General features: G+C 72.0%; 11 protein-coding genes. 5 read left to right on the top strand and 6 right to left on the bottom strand.

The annotated features are described in order from the left end of the window. Positions 1-48: 48 nt before the first annotated feature. Entirely contained in the window at positions 49-702 is a 654-nt protein-coding gene (locus tag EBO15_RS09815) for a TetR/AcrR family transcriptional regulator (protein ID WP_122194015.1), read from the bottom strand. Positions 703-818: 116 nt separating this feature from the next. Between EBO15_RS09815 and EBO15_RS09820 the strand changes: the two genes are divergently transcribed. Then, positions 819-1,775, top strand: a complete 957-nt coding sequence (locus tag EBO15_RS09820; protein WP_122194058.1) for an alpha/beta hydrolase — start codon at positions 819-821, stop codon at positions 1,773-1,775. On the opposite strand, the gene EBO15_RS09825 is transcribed toward EBO15_RS09820, so the two are convergent. Then, positions 1,741-2,409, bottom strand: a complete 669-nt coding sequence (locus EBO15_RS09825; protein WP_122194016.1) for a TetR/AcrR family transcriptional regulator — start codon at positions 2,407-2,409, stop codon at positions 1,741-1,743. The genes EBO15_RS09820 and EBO15_RS09825 overlap by 35 nt on opposite strands. An 85-nt stretch (positions 2,410-2,494) precedes the next feature. Between EBO15_RS09825 and EBO15_RS09830 the strand changes: the two genes are divergently transcribed. After that, positions 2,495-3,997: a carboxylesterase/lipase family protein gene (locus EBO15_RS09830; RefSeq protein ID WP_122194017.1), complete on the top strand. Its 1,503-nt coding sequence runs from the start codon at positions 2,495-2,497 to the stop codon at positions 3,995-3,997. Here the strand turns inward: EBO15_RS09830 and EBO15_RS09835 are convergent. Next, positions 3,994-4,860 (bottom strand): helix-turn-helix transcriptional regulator, encoded by an 867-nt coding sequence (locus EBO15_RS09835; RefSeq protein WP_122194018.1) that lies wholly within the window; start codon positions 4,858-4,860, stop codon positions 3,994-3,996. The genes EBO15_RS09830 and EBO15_RS09835 overlap by 4 nt on opposite strands. 122 nt (positions 4,861-4,982) lie before the next feature. Between EBO15_RS09835 and EBO15_RS09840 the strand changes: the two genes are divergently transcribed. Continuing rightward, positions 4,983-5,855: an alpha/beta fold hydrolase gene (locus EBO15_RS09840; RefSeq protein WP_199744435.1), complete on the top strand. Its 873-nt coding sequence runs from the start codon at positions 4,983-4,985 to the stop codon at positions 5,853-5,855. A 95-nt stretch (positions 5,856-5,950) separates the two neighbouring features. Here EBO15_RS09840 and EBO15_RS09845 read toward each other — a convergent pair whose 3' ends face one another. Next, positions 5,951-8,320 (bottom strand): RICIN domain-containing protein, encoded by a 2,370-nt coding sequence (locus EBO15_RS09845; protein WP_199744436.1) that lies wholly within the window; start codon positions 8,318-8,320, stop codon positions 5,951-5,953. A gap of 35 nt (positions 8,321-8,355) precedes the next feature. Beyond that, positions 8,356-10,956, bottom strand: a complete 2,601-nt coding sequence (locus tag EBO15_RS09850; RefSeq protein ID WP_122194020.1) for a M4 family metallopeptidase — start codon at positions 10,954-10,956, stop codon at positions 8,356-8,358. Between the two features lie 185 nt (positions 10,957-11,141). On the opposite strand from EBO15_RS09850, the gene EBO15_RS09855 reads away from it, so the two are divergent. Further along, positions 11,142-11,600: a cupin domain-containing protein gene (locus EBO15_RS09855; protein WP_158628172.1), complete on the top strand. Its 459-nt coding sequence runs from the start codon at positions 11,142-11,144 to the stop codon at positions 11,598-11,600. A gap of 49 nt (positions 11,601-11,649) precedes the next feature. Here the strand turns inward: EBO15_RS09855 and EBO15_RS09860 are convergent, their stop codons facing one another. Further along, positions 11,650-13,758 carry a phosphocholine-specific phospholipase C gene (locus EBO15_RS09860; RefSeq protein ID WP_233616084.1) on the bottom strand — a complete coding sequence of 703 codons (2,109 nt, stop codon included), beginning with the start codon at positions 13,756-13,758 and terminating at the stop codon, positions 11,650-11,652. A gap of 175 nt (positions 13,759-13,933) precedes the next feature. On the opposite strand from EBO15_RS09860, the gene EBO15_RS09865 reads away from it, so the two are divergent. Next, positions 13,934-14,929, top strand: a complete 996-nt coding sequence (locus EBO15_RS09865; protein WP_122194022.1) for a hypothetical protein — start codon at positions 13,934-13,936, stop codon at positions 14,927-14,929. The last annotated feature ends 2 nt before the right edge of the window (positions 14,930-14,931 follow it).

The following is a 14,931-nucleotide window of genomic DNA, read 5'->3' on the forward strand; positions in this document are numbered from 1 at the left end:
GCGCTTTCGTCGTTGAAGCGTTCGACAACGGCGCGGCGGGTGGGTGGGTTACGGGATGGCGGTTTCGATCTGGGCGAGGTGGGCGGCGAGGATCTCGTCGAAGGCGGCGCGGCGGTCGGCTCCGAGGGGGCGGATCTCTCGGGCGAAGTGGGACAGGGCGGGGAAGCGGTCGGGGTCGGCGCCGAGGACCGCGACGCGGAACTGCTCCATGCCCTGTTCGTACTCGCCGGGGGTCAGGGTACCGAAGCCGCCCTCGGAGGCGATGAGCGCGGCGAGCAGGATCACGACCCGGTGGTAGCGGGGCGGGATCTCCTCGTCGGGCAGGCCTGACGTCCACAGGGCCTGGAGCATCTCCTCCATGACCAGCCGGGAGCCGGTGCCGCCGGATCCGTAGCGTCCCCAGACCGCGGCGAGCTCGGGGTGCTGGCCGAAGGCCTCGCGCAGGCGCAGCGCGGTGGCGGTGATGCGCTGCTTCCAGTCGCCCTCGGGGCGGTAGCCGTCCATCGCGGACGCGAGGATCCGGTCGGCGACCGCGCGCAGCAGCTCGGTCTTGTTGCGGAAGTGCCGGTAGAGGCTGGAGGAGTCGGTCCCGAGGGCGGCGGCGAGCTTGCGCACGCTGAACGACTCGGTGTCGCTCGTGCGCAGCATCTCCGCCGCCGTGTCCAGGATCTCCTCGGTCGTCCAACGCCTTCGGCCTGCCATGTCGCCCCTCTCGTCCGGGTTCAGCCTAACCTATGCACTTGCCGTTGCACGCACTGCGTGCATAATGAAGTCGCCCGCTGGGCGAGGGCCCGGCCGAGAGGCGGAAGGAGATGGACATGAGCGAGACCACTGCGGTGAAGCGGCCGCCGGAACCGGACTTCTCGACGATCACGACGGAGGAACTGCTCGCCTACCGGGCCGCGGAGAACGCCTGGCGGGCGTCCAGCGCGGCATGGGAGTTCATCGGAGTGCCGGACCCCGGGGCCTCGATCGAGTGGCAGGACGTCGCGCTGCCGGGCCGCGACCTCCCCGTCCGGGTGTACCGGCCGGTTTCGACGGGCGACGACGACGCCCGGGCCGTTCTGCCGCTCGTCGTCCACGTCCACGGGGGTGGTTTCGTGGGCACTGCTGCGCAGTGCGACTGGACGAGCAGCCGCCTGGCCGCCGGGCTGCCCGCGGTCGTCGTCTCGGTCGAGCACCGTCTCGCCGCGCCCGGCAGCCCGATCGCGAACGCCGCCGACGACGGCTGGGACGTGCTCCGGCACGTCGTGGAGCACGCCGGGCAGTGGGGCGTCGACCCGGCGCGCGTGGCGGTCTTCGGCGAGAGCTTCGGCGGGCTGATCAGCGCCCTGACGGCCCTGCGGGCCCGGGACGCCGGGCTGCGGCTCGCGGCGCAGGTGCTGGTCAACCCCGCGGCCGACGTGTCCGAGACGATGTACGACCACCCCTCGGTGACCGAGTACGCGTACAGCCCTTCCCGCGCGCTGCCGCTGCTGCGGCTCTTGCGGCGGCTCGCCGTCCCGGCGGGGACGGACGGCCGCGCGTTCTCGCCGCTGCACGCGGACGACCTGAGCGACCTCGCCCCCGCGCTCGTCGTGGTCCCGACCATGGACGCGCTCGCCGATCACGGCCGCCGCTACGCCGAGCGGCTGCGGACGGCCGGGACGTCCGTGCGGCTCACCGAGTATCCGGGAGCGCGGCACGCGTTCCTGACGCTGCCGGGACTGGAACCGCAGGCCGAGGCCGCCCAGACGGAGGTCATCGAGTTCCTCCGCGCGGCCCTGGTGAAGTGACGGAGGAGCGATGCGCACCACCCCCCTCGGGCCCAGGGGGGCCGGTGAACAGGCGGTCAAGGTGCTGGTCGACGGCGGTCAGGGCGTCCTGGGGTTCGATCACGCCCAGTTCGATGAGCGGGGTCAGGCCGGTGAGCGTCAGGAGCAGGTTGGTCTCGGTCGCGGGGTCGCGGTCGGGGCCGATGTGCCCGTCGTCGATCGCCTGGCGGACGATCCCCTCGACGAGGTCGCGGCCGTGGGCCAGCCCGTCGCGGACGCGCGCGTGGATGGTCGCGTCGTGCAGGGCCTCCAGGACGTAGGCGGCGCTCATCCGGCTCGTCACCCGCGCGTCTGGATGGAGCGGGAGCATCTCCGTGAGCATCACGCGGAGCACGTCACGGGGGTGCGGCGGGTCGCCGAGTTCGCTGACGCCTTCGGCGACGCGTCGTGACGTCCGCTCGGACGCGAGGTCCATGGCGAAGGCCAGCATCTCTTCCCGGGTGGCGAAGTAATGCTGCACCGCGCCGTGGGAGATGCCCGCCTCCTGGGCCACCTCGCGGACGCTCGCGTGCGCGATCCCGCGCTGTTCCACCACGCGCCACAGCGCTCGGGCGATCGTCTCGCGGCGTTCGCGGTGGTCCACCTGCTTGGGCATCGTCGGCCTCCCCTGTTTTCATACAGTTGACATATTACAGCTGACCGGTAAAAGCTGGTAGTCCGTTCGCGAAGGAGGGCATGGCATGTCCAGACCACCGAGAGCACGGACCGCGGAGGGTCTCGTCGAAGGGTTCTGGCGGGGAGGGCATGCGGCCTTCCGCGGCATTCCCTACGCTCAGCCGCCGGTCGGGCCATTGCGGTTCCAGGCGCCCGCCCCGGTCAAGGAGTGGGACGGGACGAGGCGGGCGACCGAGTTCGGCCCCGTGGTCCCGCAGGCGGGACCGACCGCCGAGACCTCGGCCGGGGACGACTGGCTCACGCTCAACGTCAGCACCCCGGCCCTGGGGACGTCCGGGCTTCCCGTGCTGGTCTGGATCCACGGTGGCGCCTACATCGCGGGGGCCTCCAACGATCCGATGTACGACCCCGCGGCCCTGACCACTGCGGGTCTGGTCGTGGTGAGCATCAACTACCGGGTCGCCGCCGAGGGTTTCGTGCTCCTTCAGGGCGCGCCCGCCAACCGCGGGTTCCTCGACCAGATCGCGGCCTTGGAATGGGTACAGCGGAACATCGCCGCCTTCGGCGGAGACCCTGGCCGGGTCACGGTGGCGGGACAGTCCGCGGGGGCGGGGTCGATCGCGGCCCTGCTGACGATGAAGCAGGCACGCGGGTTGTTCCGCAGGGCCATCGCGCACTCGGTGCCGGGAACGCTGTGCACGCGCGCGCTGGCGGAAGAGGTCGCGGCCGCGCTCGCGAGCCGGGTCGGTGCGGCGCCGGACGCCGAAGCCCTGTCCGCCGTCGATCCCTCGCGCCTGGCCGCCGAGCTCACCGCCCTCGGCGCCGACCTTCCCGGCGGTCACGAGAACTGGGGGCGGCTCGCGCGGACCGGTGTCGCCGTGTGCCCCGTCCTCGACGGCGCGGTGTTCGCCGCAACTCCCTGGAACGCGTTGGCCGAGGGCCGCGCGGACGGCATCGAGCTCCTCACCGGGCACACCCGTGACGAGTTCCGCCTGTTCAGCGTCATGATGGGACGGTTGGGCACCTTCACCGAGGACGACGCTCACACGGCCTTGGACCTGTTCGCCCCGCCGCCCGACGGCCCGGCCGCCTACCGAGCCGCCCACCCCCGGGCCACTCATGAGGAACTGCTCGAACTGGTGTACTCCGACGCCCTCTTCAGGATGCCCTCACTCAAGCTGGCCGAGGCGAACCGAGCGGCCGGAGGCACGTCGTTCCTCTTCGAACTGCAGCTGGCGGCCACGGCGTCCGGTGGGGTTCTGGGCGCATGCCACAGCCTTGACGTCCCCCTGGCGTTCGGCACCCTGGACAGCCCGGCCGGACGCCAACTCTTCGGCGACCGGGCTGCGCCAGAGGTCGCGGCGGTGTCCCAGGAGCTTCGGCGGGCCTGGGTCGGCTTCGCCACGTCCGGCGACCCCGGCTGGCCCGCCCACGGGCCCGAGCAACGGCTGACCCGCGTCCTGGACGTCGAGTCGAAGACCCTGCCCTACCCGGAAGCGGCCTCTCGCCGGATCTGGGAAGGCCATGACCCGACCGCCTTCGACCTCAGGTGGAACGCTGTCTCTTAAGAGGGCGTGCTTGTCGTGCCGGTGGGTTGGCAGCGGTGCTGCGGGCCGAGGACGCGCAGCATGTCCAGGGCCTCGGTCCCGCCGGGCGGCGGGGTGAAGACCCGCAGCCGCTGGTCCGCCGCGGGCGTCGCCAGCACCTCGCAGTCGAACTCGATCAGGCCGAGCTCCGGATGCATGAGGCGGTACGGATGCGACCTGCGCACCGCGACCTCGTGCCGGTCCCACAGCGCCGCGAACTCGGCGCTGGCCGCGCGGAGCCGCTCGACCAGCGCGCGGGACGCCATGTCGCCCCCGCGGCGGGTCACCGCGGCCCGCAGGTCCGCGACCAGCTGCCGGGCGTGCTCCTCGTGCTCCTCGGCCGCGAAGTGCTCCCGGACGTCCGGCTCGGTGAACCAGCGCAGCGCGATGTTGCGGTCCTCCGGGGCCACCGCGCACACGCACCCGAACAGGGCCTTCGCCATGTCGCTCTGCGCGAGCACGTCGCCCAGATCGCTCAGGACCTGGGCCGGGACGCCCTCCAGCTGGTCGAGCAGGTACAGCATGCTCGGCCGCAGGTACTCCCCAGCACGCGCCCCCTCCGGCGGACGGTGCCCGGCGAGCAGGTACAGGTGGTCCCGCTCGTCGATGGTCAGCCGCAGCGCGCGTGTCAGCGCGGCCAGCATCTGGACGGACGGCTGCGGGCTCCTGGCCTGCTCGAGCCGCATGTAGTAGTCGGTCGACATCCCGGCGAGCGCCGCGACCTCCTCGCGCCGCAGTCCCGGTGTGCGCCGCCTCGGCCCCTCGACCAGCCCGACGTCCCGTGGAGCCAGCCGTCCCCGGGAGCGGCGCAGGAAGTCGGCGAGGTCGGCGCGGTTCATCCCCATATCGGAAGTGATACCACCGCACGTCACGCACAGCGGCAGCGGCGGCGGCGCCTCCTGGGACCGCCGATCCTAGGGAAACCGTGCCGCTCCCGCGCCGCCACCACCGGCGGCATAGTCGCGGTGTGGCCATCGAAGGCCTCATCGAACGAGCGGAGATCACACCGATGAAGGAATCCATGCTGGACGTGCCCGGCGCGCGGCTGCGTCATTTCGTGCGCGGCTCGGGCCCCCTGCTCGTGCTCATTGCGGGCGGCCCTGGGGACGCGTCGATGAACGAGGCCCTCGCCTCCCACCTCGAGGACCGGTACACCGTCCTCACCTACGACCGGCGCGGCCTGTCGGGAAGCACCACCGACGAGCCCGAGGTGACGCCGGCCACGCATGCCGACGACCTCTCCCACCTGCTCTCCGCTCACACCTCGGAACCCGCCCACGTCTTCGGCAGCAGCCTCGGCGGACTGATCTCGCTGGAGCTCGCCGTCCGGCACCCCGAGCAGGTCGGCGTGGTCATCGCGCACGAGGCGCCGGTCACCCGGCTGCTGCCCGAGCCCGAACGCGTCGCCGCCATCCAGGACTTCCTCGGAGCCGAGGAGGTGTTCCAGGCGGAAGGCGTCATGGCCGGACTGCGCAGGTCCGCGACGTTCCTCGACATCGACCCGACGGACCGTGAGCCCGACGTCGAGCCGGCCGCTTGGGGGCCGGACATGCTGCGGAACGCCGAGTTCCTTCTCACCTACGACACCCCGGCCATCCGGGCTCACGTCCTGGACCTGGCCGAGCTCAAGGGCTCCCCCGCCCGTGTCGTGCCCGCCGCCGGTGAGAGTTCGCGTCACATCTGGCCGCACAAGTGCGCGCGGCTCCTCGCCGAGGAGCTGGGCACCACCTGCGAGATGCTCCCCGGCGGGCACAACGGCTACGCGTTCCGGCCCCGCGCGACGGCCGAGCGGATCCACCAGGTGCTGACCGAACGGTCCCGCCAGTCCGTCGCGAGCTGATCCCGCGCTGAACGCGGGCGCGGTTCCACGAGGACGGCGGGACCAGTGTCCTGCGGGTGACGGGGGCCGCACCTGGGCGGAGCGGCCCCCGGCGGTCAGCGGTCGGTGCCGACCCAGTTCTGGGACACGAGGGCGTTGCACGACTGGATCTGGGCGGGGAGCTCGTTGGTGAGCTCATAGCCCTGGATCTGGAGGCACTTGTGCGAGCGGGGGTTCACCAGCTTCACCCCCGGGAACTGCGTGAGGTTCGAGTCGACCGGGCGTTCGACGTGCCAGAGCTGCGCCGGCGAGTTGTTGCACTCCCAGAGCTGGACCTTGGTGCCGTCCGCGGTGCCGCTGTCGCTGACGTCCAGGCACTTGCCCAGGGCGCGGACGGGCGCCGCCGGGGCGAAGATCTCCCACTTGGCGAACTGGGCGGCGCGGTCGGAGTCGTCCAGCGGCATGCGCTTCTGGACCATCAGGTCGTTGAACATGGCGGCGTACGAGCCGTAGTCCTTCGCCGGGAGGGTCCAGGACTGCGGCGGGCTCGCGTTGCAGGTGTACTGCTGGACGACCGTGCCGTTCGTGGTCCCGCCGGACTTCACGTCCAGGCAGAGCGGGGAGCCACCGTCGGCGGTGTCGCCCCGAACGAGCCGCGTCGCGGACACGGCGGGCTGGGCCCGGTCGGTCGCCGGGATCGGCGCGCCGTTGGAGGTGTAGGTGACGTTGAAGGACGCGTCGCCGCCCTCGTCGCACAGGGTCTGCCCGCCGAACTGGTTCGTCACCCAGAACGCGCCGTTCTTGTACGTCATGCATCCCGGGTGGGTGCGGTCGAAGTACTTGGGCGGCCGCTCGTCCGTCGGCGGGTCGATCCGCAGGTACGACATCGTCGTCAGCGAGGTGAGGTCGACGAGCTGCGCGTCGGTGGTGGCGTTGTCGCGCGGCGCCCACACGTTCTCACCGGAGCCGGTCATGATCGCGACGTCGTGGTGCGGGCTGGTGTCGGAGGTGATGAGGCCGAGGTCCTGCTCGAGGAAGCGACCCGGGTTCGCCTCGGCCTCGAAGCTGTAGCCGTGGCGTCCGTTCGGGGCGGTGGCCGTCCGCACCAGCCAGCGGGTCGCGGTGCCGGACGCCGTCGTGGCGCTGACGGTGTCGCCGCCGTTGGCGTGGTCCTTGCCCGGGACGGGCGTGGAGGCGACCTTCTGCCCCGCGTTGCCACCCCGCGTCACGGTCATCTCGACACGCGGGACGGGCGGCGGCACCGGGACGTCCACGGGGCTCCCGGTCGTGGCGTCGAGCACCTTGTAGGCGCGCGACCCGGTGTTGACGCCCTTCTCGTGGTAGTCGCAGCCGCCCTGGAGGACGAGCCGGCCGAACTCCGCGCCGGTCTTCTGGGTGAGGCAGACGTCGCCGTTTAGTATGTGGCTGCCGTTGTCGGGGCCGTCGAACGTCCACAGCGTCTTGGTCTTGGTGACCGTCGGGCCGTCCTGGCCCTTGCCGAGGTAGTAACCGGGCCGGACGACCGACTCCAGCGACACCGACAGCCCGCCCTCGCGGTGGACGAACCACTGCGTGGCGAACCGGTTCACGGGCTTGAACGCCGTCCCGTTCCCGCTGTTGAGCGGCAGGTACCAGCCGGTGGCGTCGCTGCCGTCCTGGCCGTTTCCGCCGCCGCCGAGCCCGTACGCGGACGCGGTGCCGACGTCGGCGATCGCGATCTTCTTGCCGGTGTAGGACGGGTAGATGCCCTGGGTGAACAGCTGCACCGCGCCCGCCGGGGTCTGCGTGACCACCGGAAGCGGCCCGGGGTCGGGAGCCGCCGCGATGGGGCTGAAGACCTGGTCGGGGCCCTGCGCGCACGCACGCGCCCTCAGGAGGCGGTCGCCCGTCATGGCGTCGTCGACGGCGACGAGGCAGGTGCCCGGCTCGGCGGCGAACTCCAGGCCGCCCCACGAGTTCTGGACGAACCAGATCGGCCCGCGTCCGGAGATCCCGCCCGCGGCGTCGCCGCTGTGGCCGAGGTAGGTGCCGGGCGTGTAGTCCGCCTCGAAGGACACGTGGCCGCGTCCGTCCGAACGCTCGATCCAGGTCTGCGCGTTGGCGTCGTCCGGGCGGACGGTCAGGGGGAGGTTTCCGGCCCCGCCGAGGAACCCGCCCGCGGCCAGGCCCAGCTTGACCTGGACGCCTTCGTTGGTGCCGTCGGCGATCGGGCCCGGCAGCGGGTCGCCGGCCGCCGCCGTCGCCGTCGCCCGCGTGATCGTGGCGAGCCTGCTGACCTTGCCGATCTTGATGCCGCCGGTCTTCGGCGTGGTGAAGCGCTTGGCCTTGGGCTGGGCCTTCGGCAGCGCGTCGTAGCGGCTCGGCGCGCTCGCGGTCGGCTTCGGCGCGCTCTTGGCAGAGGGCGAGGCGTCCGCCGCGACGGCGGGGCTCACGGTGAGCCCCGCCGTCAGGACGGCCGCGACCGCCAGATGTCTAGTTGATGTCACGGACCGCATGCTGCGGCCCGCGGATCAACAACCGATCATTGTGGCGGCAGCGCCGACTTCAGGTAGGCGATGGCGTCGTTGATCGTCTTGCCGTTCATCGGGGTCAGGTCGAGCGCGCCCACCTCGCTCTTCAGCCGGCCGGCGACGCCGGGCTGGTCGGCGGCGATCGCGGCGGTCTGGTAGTCCTGGGCCACCGAGTTGAGCCGGTCGGAGAAGTCCGCGGGCACCTGCACGGCGCCCCAGCCCGTCCGGTAGAAGAGCGTCAGCGTCCGCACCAGGTTGCCGAGCTCGGCCGTCTTCGCGGCCAGCGCGGGATCGGCCTGGGTGAGGGAGGACATCGCGGGCGACACCGCGTAGAAGGCGTCCTCGACCCGCGCGTACCGCGCCGACGGCTCGAGGATGTTGTCCCGCAGCCAGGTCATCTCGATCTTCAGGTCGTCGATGTCGTCCTTGTACTTGGGGTCCATCAGCATCGCCATGTGGATGAAGCAGCCGGCCTTGGTGCAGTCCGGGTCCGCCGGGGGCTCCCAGTCCGGGGTGATGTCCACCTTCGTCCACGCGTCCTGCATCTTCTGGGCGTACAGGTCCCCGTACGTGCTCCGGGTCACCTGAACGGTCGCCGCCATGGCGTCCTTGATCTGCGAGTCGGGCCCGAGGAGCTGGGTGAACGCCCGGTAGAACATCATCGAGGCCGTTCCCTCGCCCAGGTTCTGCACCGCGTAGTAGTAGGCGTGGTTGGGAATGCCGCTGTTGTAGTGGACGCCGCCGTTGTCCATGCAGGTCGATCCGTACTGCGACGCCTTCCCCGCGCTCCCCCACCTGGTGGGGTTCCGCACGTCGCGCAGGGGGTCGGTGCCGATGGCCGTGTTCGCGCCGATGGTCCAGTCGTCCGTGTCGCCGCCGGTCAGGTGCCGTTCGGCGATCGCCATGATGTCGGAGAACGACTCGTTGAGCGCCCCCGACTGGTTCTGGTACTTCAGCTTGGACGTGTACTGGGTGACGGCGTGGGTCCACTCGTGGACCGTGATGTCGTCCTTCACCATGCCGTTCGCGAAGGTGACCGTCAGCCCGTTCCAGAAGGCGTTGGGCTTCTTCATGCTGTACTTCGCCAGGCGGGTCGTCATCTTCGCGCCGTGGTCGTCGTAGCCGTCCCGGTGGAAGTGGTCCTCGTAGAAGTCGTAGGTGTGGCCGGTGAAGTCGTACATGTCGTCCAGCTGCTTGTCCCCGGTCGGGGCCTCCCCCTCCTCACGCCGCGTCTGGAAGAACGTGGAGTGGTCCTCGTCGTCCAGTTCCTCTTCCAGGACCTCCCGGTTCAGCGCGTCCGAGCTCTGCTTCTCGCGCGTCACGACGGTGCCGGGACGCCGGGCGTCGATCAGGTAGTCCCAGGCGCCGGTGCTTTCGAGGACGCGCACGGACCACACCAGGGTGCCCGGCATCGAGGTCCGACCCGCGACCGGGGCCAGGGTGTAGATCTGGAGTTCGGGACGTCCGGAGGCCTTCGCGCCGCGCAGCTGCGCGATCGCGGTCGCCGTCGCCTTGTCCGCCGTGACGGTCGGGGTCGTCGGCGGGGCGGCGACGTCCGGGCGCATCCCGTTGCCGACCGCGACGACCTTGCTCTTGTCCTTGCTCAGTGCGACGTTGACCAGCGCGTCACGGACCGGGACGCCGCCGATGACCTGCTGGAAATGCTGGAAACGGCCGTTCTCGGTGTCGTCGGTGCGGACCGGCTTCAGCTGCGCCGCCGGGTCGGCGACGCCGAAGACTCCCGCGTTCGCGCGCATCCACTTCGGCACGTCGCCGCCGGTGGCCGGGCTGTTCACGGCGAGCATCGACGGCGTGCCGCGCTTCCCGTCCTTGACGACGCCGAACGACTTCCCGCTCTCCGCCCGCAGCCGGTCGAGCGCACCCGGAACGCCGGCCCGCTCGAACGTCCCCTTGCCGGGCTTGCCCGGCGCCGGAGGCGGTGTCGGCGCGGCGTCCGCCACGCCCGCCGAAGCGACCAGGACGCCGACGACCCCGGCCGCGCCCAGCGCGAGCCCGCGCCGCCCGCCGAACCGCCGCCGCATGGCCTGGGTCACGCGCGTGGCCGGGGAACGCAGCGGCCGTCCGACCGCGAGCGCCAGGACACCCGCGACGGCCGTCCACCCGAACCCGAGCAGGAAGGACGCGCCGACCTCCGGACGTACCGCGAACAGTCCCGACGGCTCGACGACGGCCGCCGCGCCCGCGCACAGCGCGCCGAAGAACAGCGCGGCCCACGCCAGCGTGATCAGCGCCTGCCGCCGTCCGTCCGCACGGCGCGCGGACATTCCCGCGGCGACCGCCGCGACCGTCATGGGCAGCAGGCCCACGACCAGCGGCGCGAAGCCGTGGGACGACAGCAGCGCGAGCGGGCGGACCGTCCCGCTGAACCCGATCGCCTCCGTCCGCCAGTGCAGCGGGACGCCCATGGCCCCGGCCAGCGCCGCCACCGCCCCGGCCAGGCCCGACGGCAGCTCCCGCACCGGCGCGCTCAGCGTCCCGGGCAGCGCCCGCGCGGCCGTCCCGCCCGCCCAGGCGAGCGCCAGCCCCACGGCGTAGGCGGCGACGCCCGCCCCGGCCCCCCGTGACAGGAGCCGTACCGAAGTCCTTCTCATCCGACCCGTTCCTCTCGTCCGCCGGGGGGCGATGCCGCCCGGCGGGACCACCGATCCCGCGGCGCGCGGGACCGCGCGCCGTCACATGGCGGAGCGAGTCAAGGTCACGGTGATCAACGTCCGGTCAACGCGCGATCACCGCCGCGGGTGGACTCCGGGCCGGGCGCGCGAGCATGATCCGGTCCATGGCCGACACGAGTGAGCGGGCGCTGCTGAGCGCGCCCGGCGAGGGTGAACTGATCGACGTGGCCGGGGTCGCGCACCTGTTCCGGCTGACCGGCGGGCAGACGGGCGGACGGTTCGCCTTCGAGGAGTTCCGGCTCGAGCCGGGCATCGTCGGGGCGCGTCCGCACGTCCACGAGCGGCACGACGAGTACTTCTACGTCCTGGACGGCGAACTCACGCTGCACAACGGGGACGGCGAGACGAGCGTCGGCCCCGGGCATCTGCTCGCCGCGCTCCGCGGAACCGCGCACGGGTTCCGGAACGCCGGGACCGAGCCGGTCCGCGCCCTCTGCCTCTACACGCCCGCAGGCTACGAGGACTACTTCCGTGAGGTGCACGCGGCGGTCGCGGCCGGGGCGACGGTCACCGACGAGTTGCTCACCGAGTTCCGCGCCCGGCACCACACGCGGCCGTCCTGATCTGAGCCGGGTGCGGGAACCCGTGGGGTCCCGCACCCGGAAGGGCCGGTCAGGGGCGGGACGGGCCGGGGTCGCTGGTGGTCGGGCGGCCGTTCTCGAGGTGGCCCGCGTAGCGGCGGAGGAAGGCTCCGGACGTGAGGCCGACGTCGTACCAGCCCTGGGTGTCCGAGACCTTCCAGTGGAACACGTGCGTGGCGTGCGGGTGCAGTGTGTGCTTCTGGGTTTCGCGGGTGCGGCCGTAGGCGTTGGTGGCGGTCACCTCGACGGGGGTGCGGCCGGTGTTGCGGACCCTGACCATCACGCGGGCCTGCTTGTCGTGGGAGAACTCGGCGACCAGACCGGTCGCGGAGTCCCCGGCGAACTCGCAGAGCGAGCCGTTCGGGCCGTAGTAGGCCAGGTGGTAGGCCTTGTCGACCGTCCAGTGGTCGGAGACCGTGTCGTTCGCCGCCACCGCGTAGCGGCGGGGCGCGGACGCGGGGGCGAGGCGGTCGTACACGTAGAACGCGGCGCCCGCCTTACCCCGGTTGTCGAACTCCAACGCGAACCGGCCGTCCCGGCCCGACACCTCGTTGACCAGCAGGTCGTAGGGCAGCGGACGCGCCGGGCGGACGCCCCGCTCCTGCTCCGGCATGGTCTGCGGCGTGGACACCTCGTACGGCTTGCCCTTGGACGCGGGCGGCGCCGGGACGGGGAAGGCCACCGGGCGCGGGTCGACGCCCCGGGAGAAGTCGAACGCCGAGGTCAGGTCGCCGCAGACGGACCGCCGCCACGGGCTGATGTTGGGCTCCTCGATGCCGAACCGCTTCTCCAGGAAGCGCAGCACCGAGGTGTGGTCGAAGGTCTCCGAGCACACCCAGCCGCCGCGCGACCAGGGCGAGACCACCAGCATCGGCACGCGCGGCCCGAGGCCGATCGGCTGCTTGCCGCCCGGGTCGGTGCCCGGAACGAGCGGGCTCATCTCGTCCGGGTACTTGTCGAGATCGATGAACTCGTCGTCCAGGCGCGCGGTGAGCGACCGGGACAGCACGCCACCGGCGTTCGGCGCGCTCGCGGACGGCGGCATCGGCGGGACGACGTGGTCGAACAGGCCGTCGTTCTCGTCGTAGTTGACGAGGAAGACCGTCCGTCCCCACACCTCGGGGTTGGCGGTGAGGGCCTCCAGCACCTTGTTCAGGTAGTAGGCGCCGTTCGTGGACGTCGACGACGGGTGCTCGGAGTACATCGACGGCGGGACGATCCACGTGACCTGCGGGAGCCGGCCGTTCTTGACGTCCTCGGCGAACTCCACGAGCGTGTGGGTCGACGCGCCCTTGTCCGGCAGCGGACCGGACGCGCCCTCCTGCCGCTGATACCTGCGGAAGAACTCCAGCGAGTTGTCGGTGAAGTTGTCCGTGGCGTCGCCGGGGATGCCGGTGCCGCCCTGGTACAGCTTCCAGCTGACCCCGGCCTTCTCGAGGCGCTCGGGGTAGGTCGTCCAGGTGTAGCCGTTGGTGCCGTTGCGCTCCCACAGACCCGGGCCGTTCGGCTTGGCTCCGAGGCGGTTCTGCGCGTCGATCGTGCCCGTCCACAGGTAGACACGGTTGGGCGCGGTGTCCGCGTGGACCGAGCAGAAGTAGGCGTCGCACACGGTGAACGCCTCGGCCAGGGCCCAGTGGTACTGGATGTCCTCCCGCCGGACGTACCCCATCGTCAGGACGTCCTGCTTCTGGTTCACCCACGCGTCGTGGCGGCCCTCGTTCCAGGCGAGGTGGCCGCTGCTCCAGCCGTGGTTGGTGCCGGGGATCGCCTCGGTGTGCTCCTGCGGGTCCACGTACCAGGGCAGGACCTGGACGGCGCTGTCGGCCAGGCCGCGCGAGTGGTAGTCGCCCGTGTGGACCTTGGCGGCGGGCTGCCGCCAGACCGGGTCGCCGTTCGGCAGCAGATGCGGCCGCGGGTCGCCGAACCCGCGCACGCCGCGCATCGTGCCGAAGTAATGGTCGAAGCTGCGGTTCTCCTGCATGAGGATGACCACGTGCTCGACGTCCTTGATGGTCCCGGTGCGGCCGAGCGCGGGCATCGCCAGCGCCTTGGTCACCGCGGGAGGGAACGCCGTCAGTCCCGCCGCGGCCGTACCCGCGCCCATCAACTGCATGAACCGCCGCCTGTCCAGCGTGGTCACCGAACCTCCCACTGATCGCTCCACGTCGAAAACGGGAACGATCATGGCAGCGAACCCGGCGTCGCCCCAGGTCAGGACGTCGACAACGGCATGAACGGACCGAGGCGCCCGGGTGACGCCCCCGGGGTTCGGGACGCCCGGACCGCAAGATCGCAGATCTCGGTAGATTCCCGGCATGAGTGTTGCGGAACCGACCGAGGCCGAGGCCTCCGACCTGGCCGATTCGCTGTGCGGGATCGTCACCGACTACCCCACGGACAACCCCCGGACGACGCTCCAGGAGTGCGCCGACCGGCTCGCCGCGAACCCGGGCGGTCCCGGACGTGACGGTCTCGTCGTCATCCTGAACGCGACGTCCTGGTACGCGGCCTCGGGCCGGATCGGCGCGTCCGCGCTGCTCGAGGACATGGCGGCGGCACTGCGCGCGGCGCTGGCGACGCTCGACCCGGACGCCTGCGACGGCGGCCACCCGCACGCCGAGAGCGCGGACTGGGACCCGGAGTCGGCCGTGACCGTCGGAACCCGGCTCCTCACGGAGGAGGGCCGCGGCCTCTACGACCCGGACGAGCACGACCTTCCCCTGGAGGCGTGGACCTGCCCGAAGGCGGTCGCCGCGCTCGCCGCCGAGGCCGTCGAAACGCTGGCCGAGGGCCTGCGGACGATGAGCGGCGAGGGTGTCACCGACGGCCTCGACGAGCGCTACGTCGGCCCGGACGGACGCGTCGACGTCCGCCTCCTCGCCGACACCGTGTACGAAAGGCGGCGGAACCACGAGGCGTCGGCCGCCTCCGGGCTGTGGGCCGCGCGCCGGATCGTCTCCGACGTGGCGGACACCCCGCGGGACCGTCTCGGCGTCCTGTTGTCCCTCGGCCTCTGCGTCTCGGTCTGGCACGAGGGGCTCGTCGCCCCCTACCTGCCCGCGATGGAGGCCGCCATCGCCACCGTCGACCTCGCGGCGGGCGAAGCGCCCTGCCCCCACGGCGACACGCCCCACCCGTGGTCGGCCACCCCCCACCGCGAGCGTCTCGCCGCCGTCACCGCCCTCTTCGGCCCCGAGGAGCCGTCCCCCGAGGCGCTCGCCCTGTGGTCCTGCCCCCGCAACCTCACCGACCTGGCCGAACAGTGCCTCACGGACTTCAGGAACTGGCGCACCATGCGCATGTACGACTGACT

The organism is Actinomadura harenae, assembly GCF_003696215.1.
Lineage (GTDB): Bacteria > Actinomycetota > Actinomycetes > Streptosporangiales > Streptosporangiaceae > Spirillospora > Spirillospora harenae.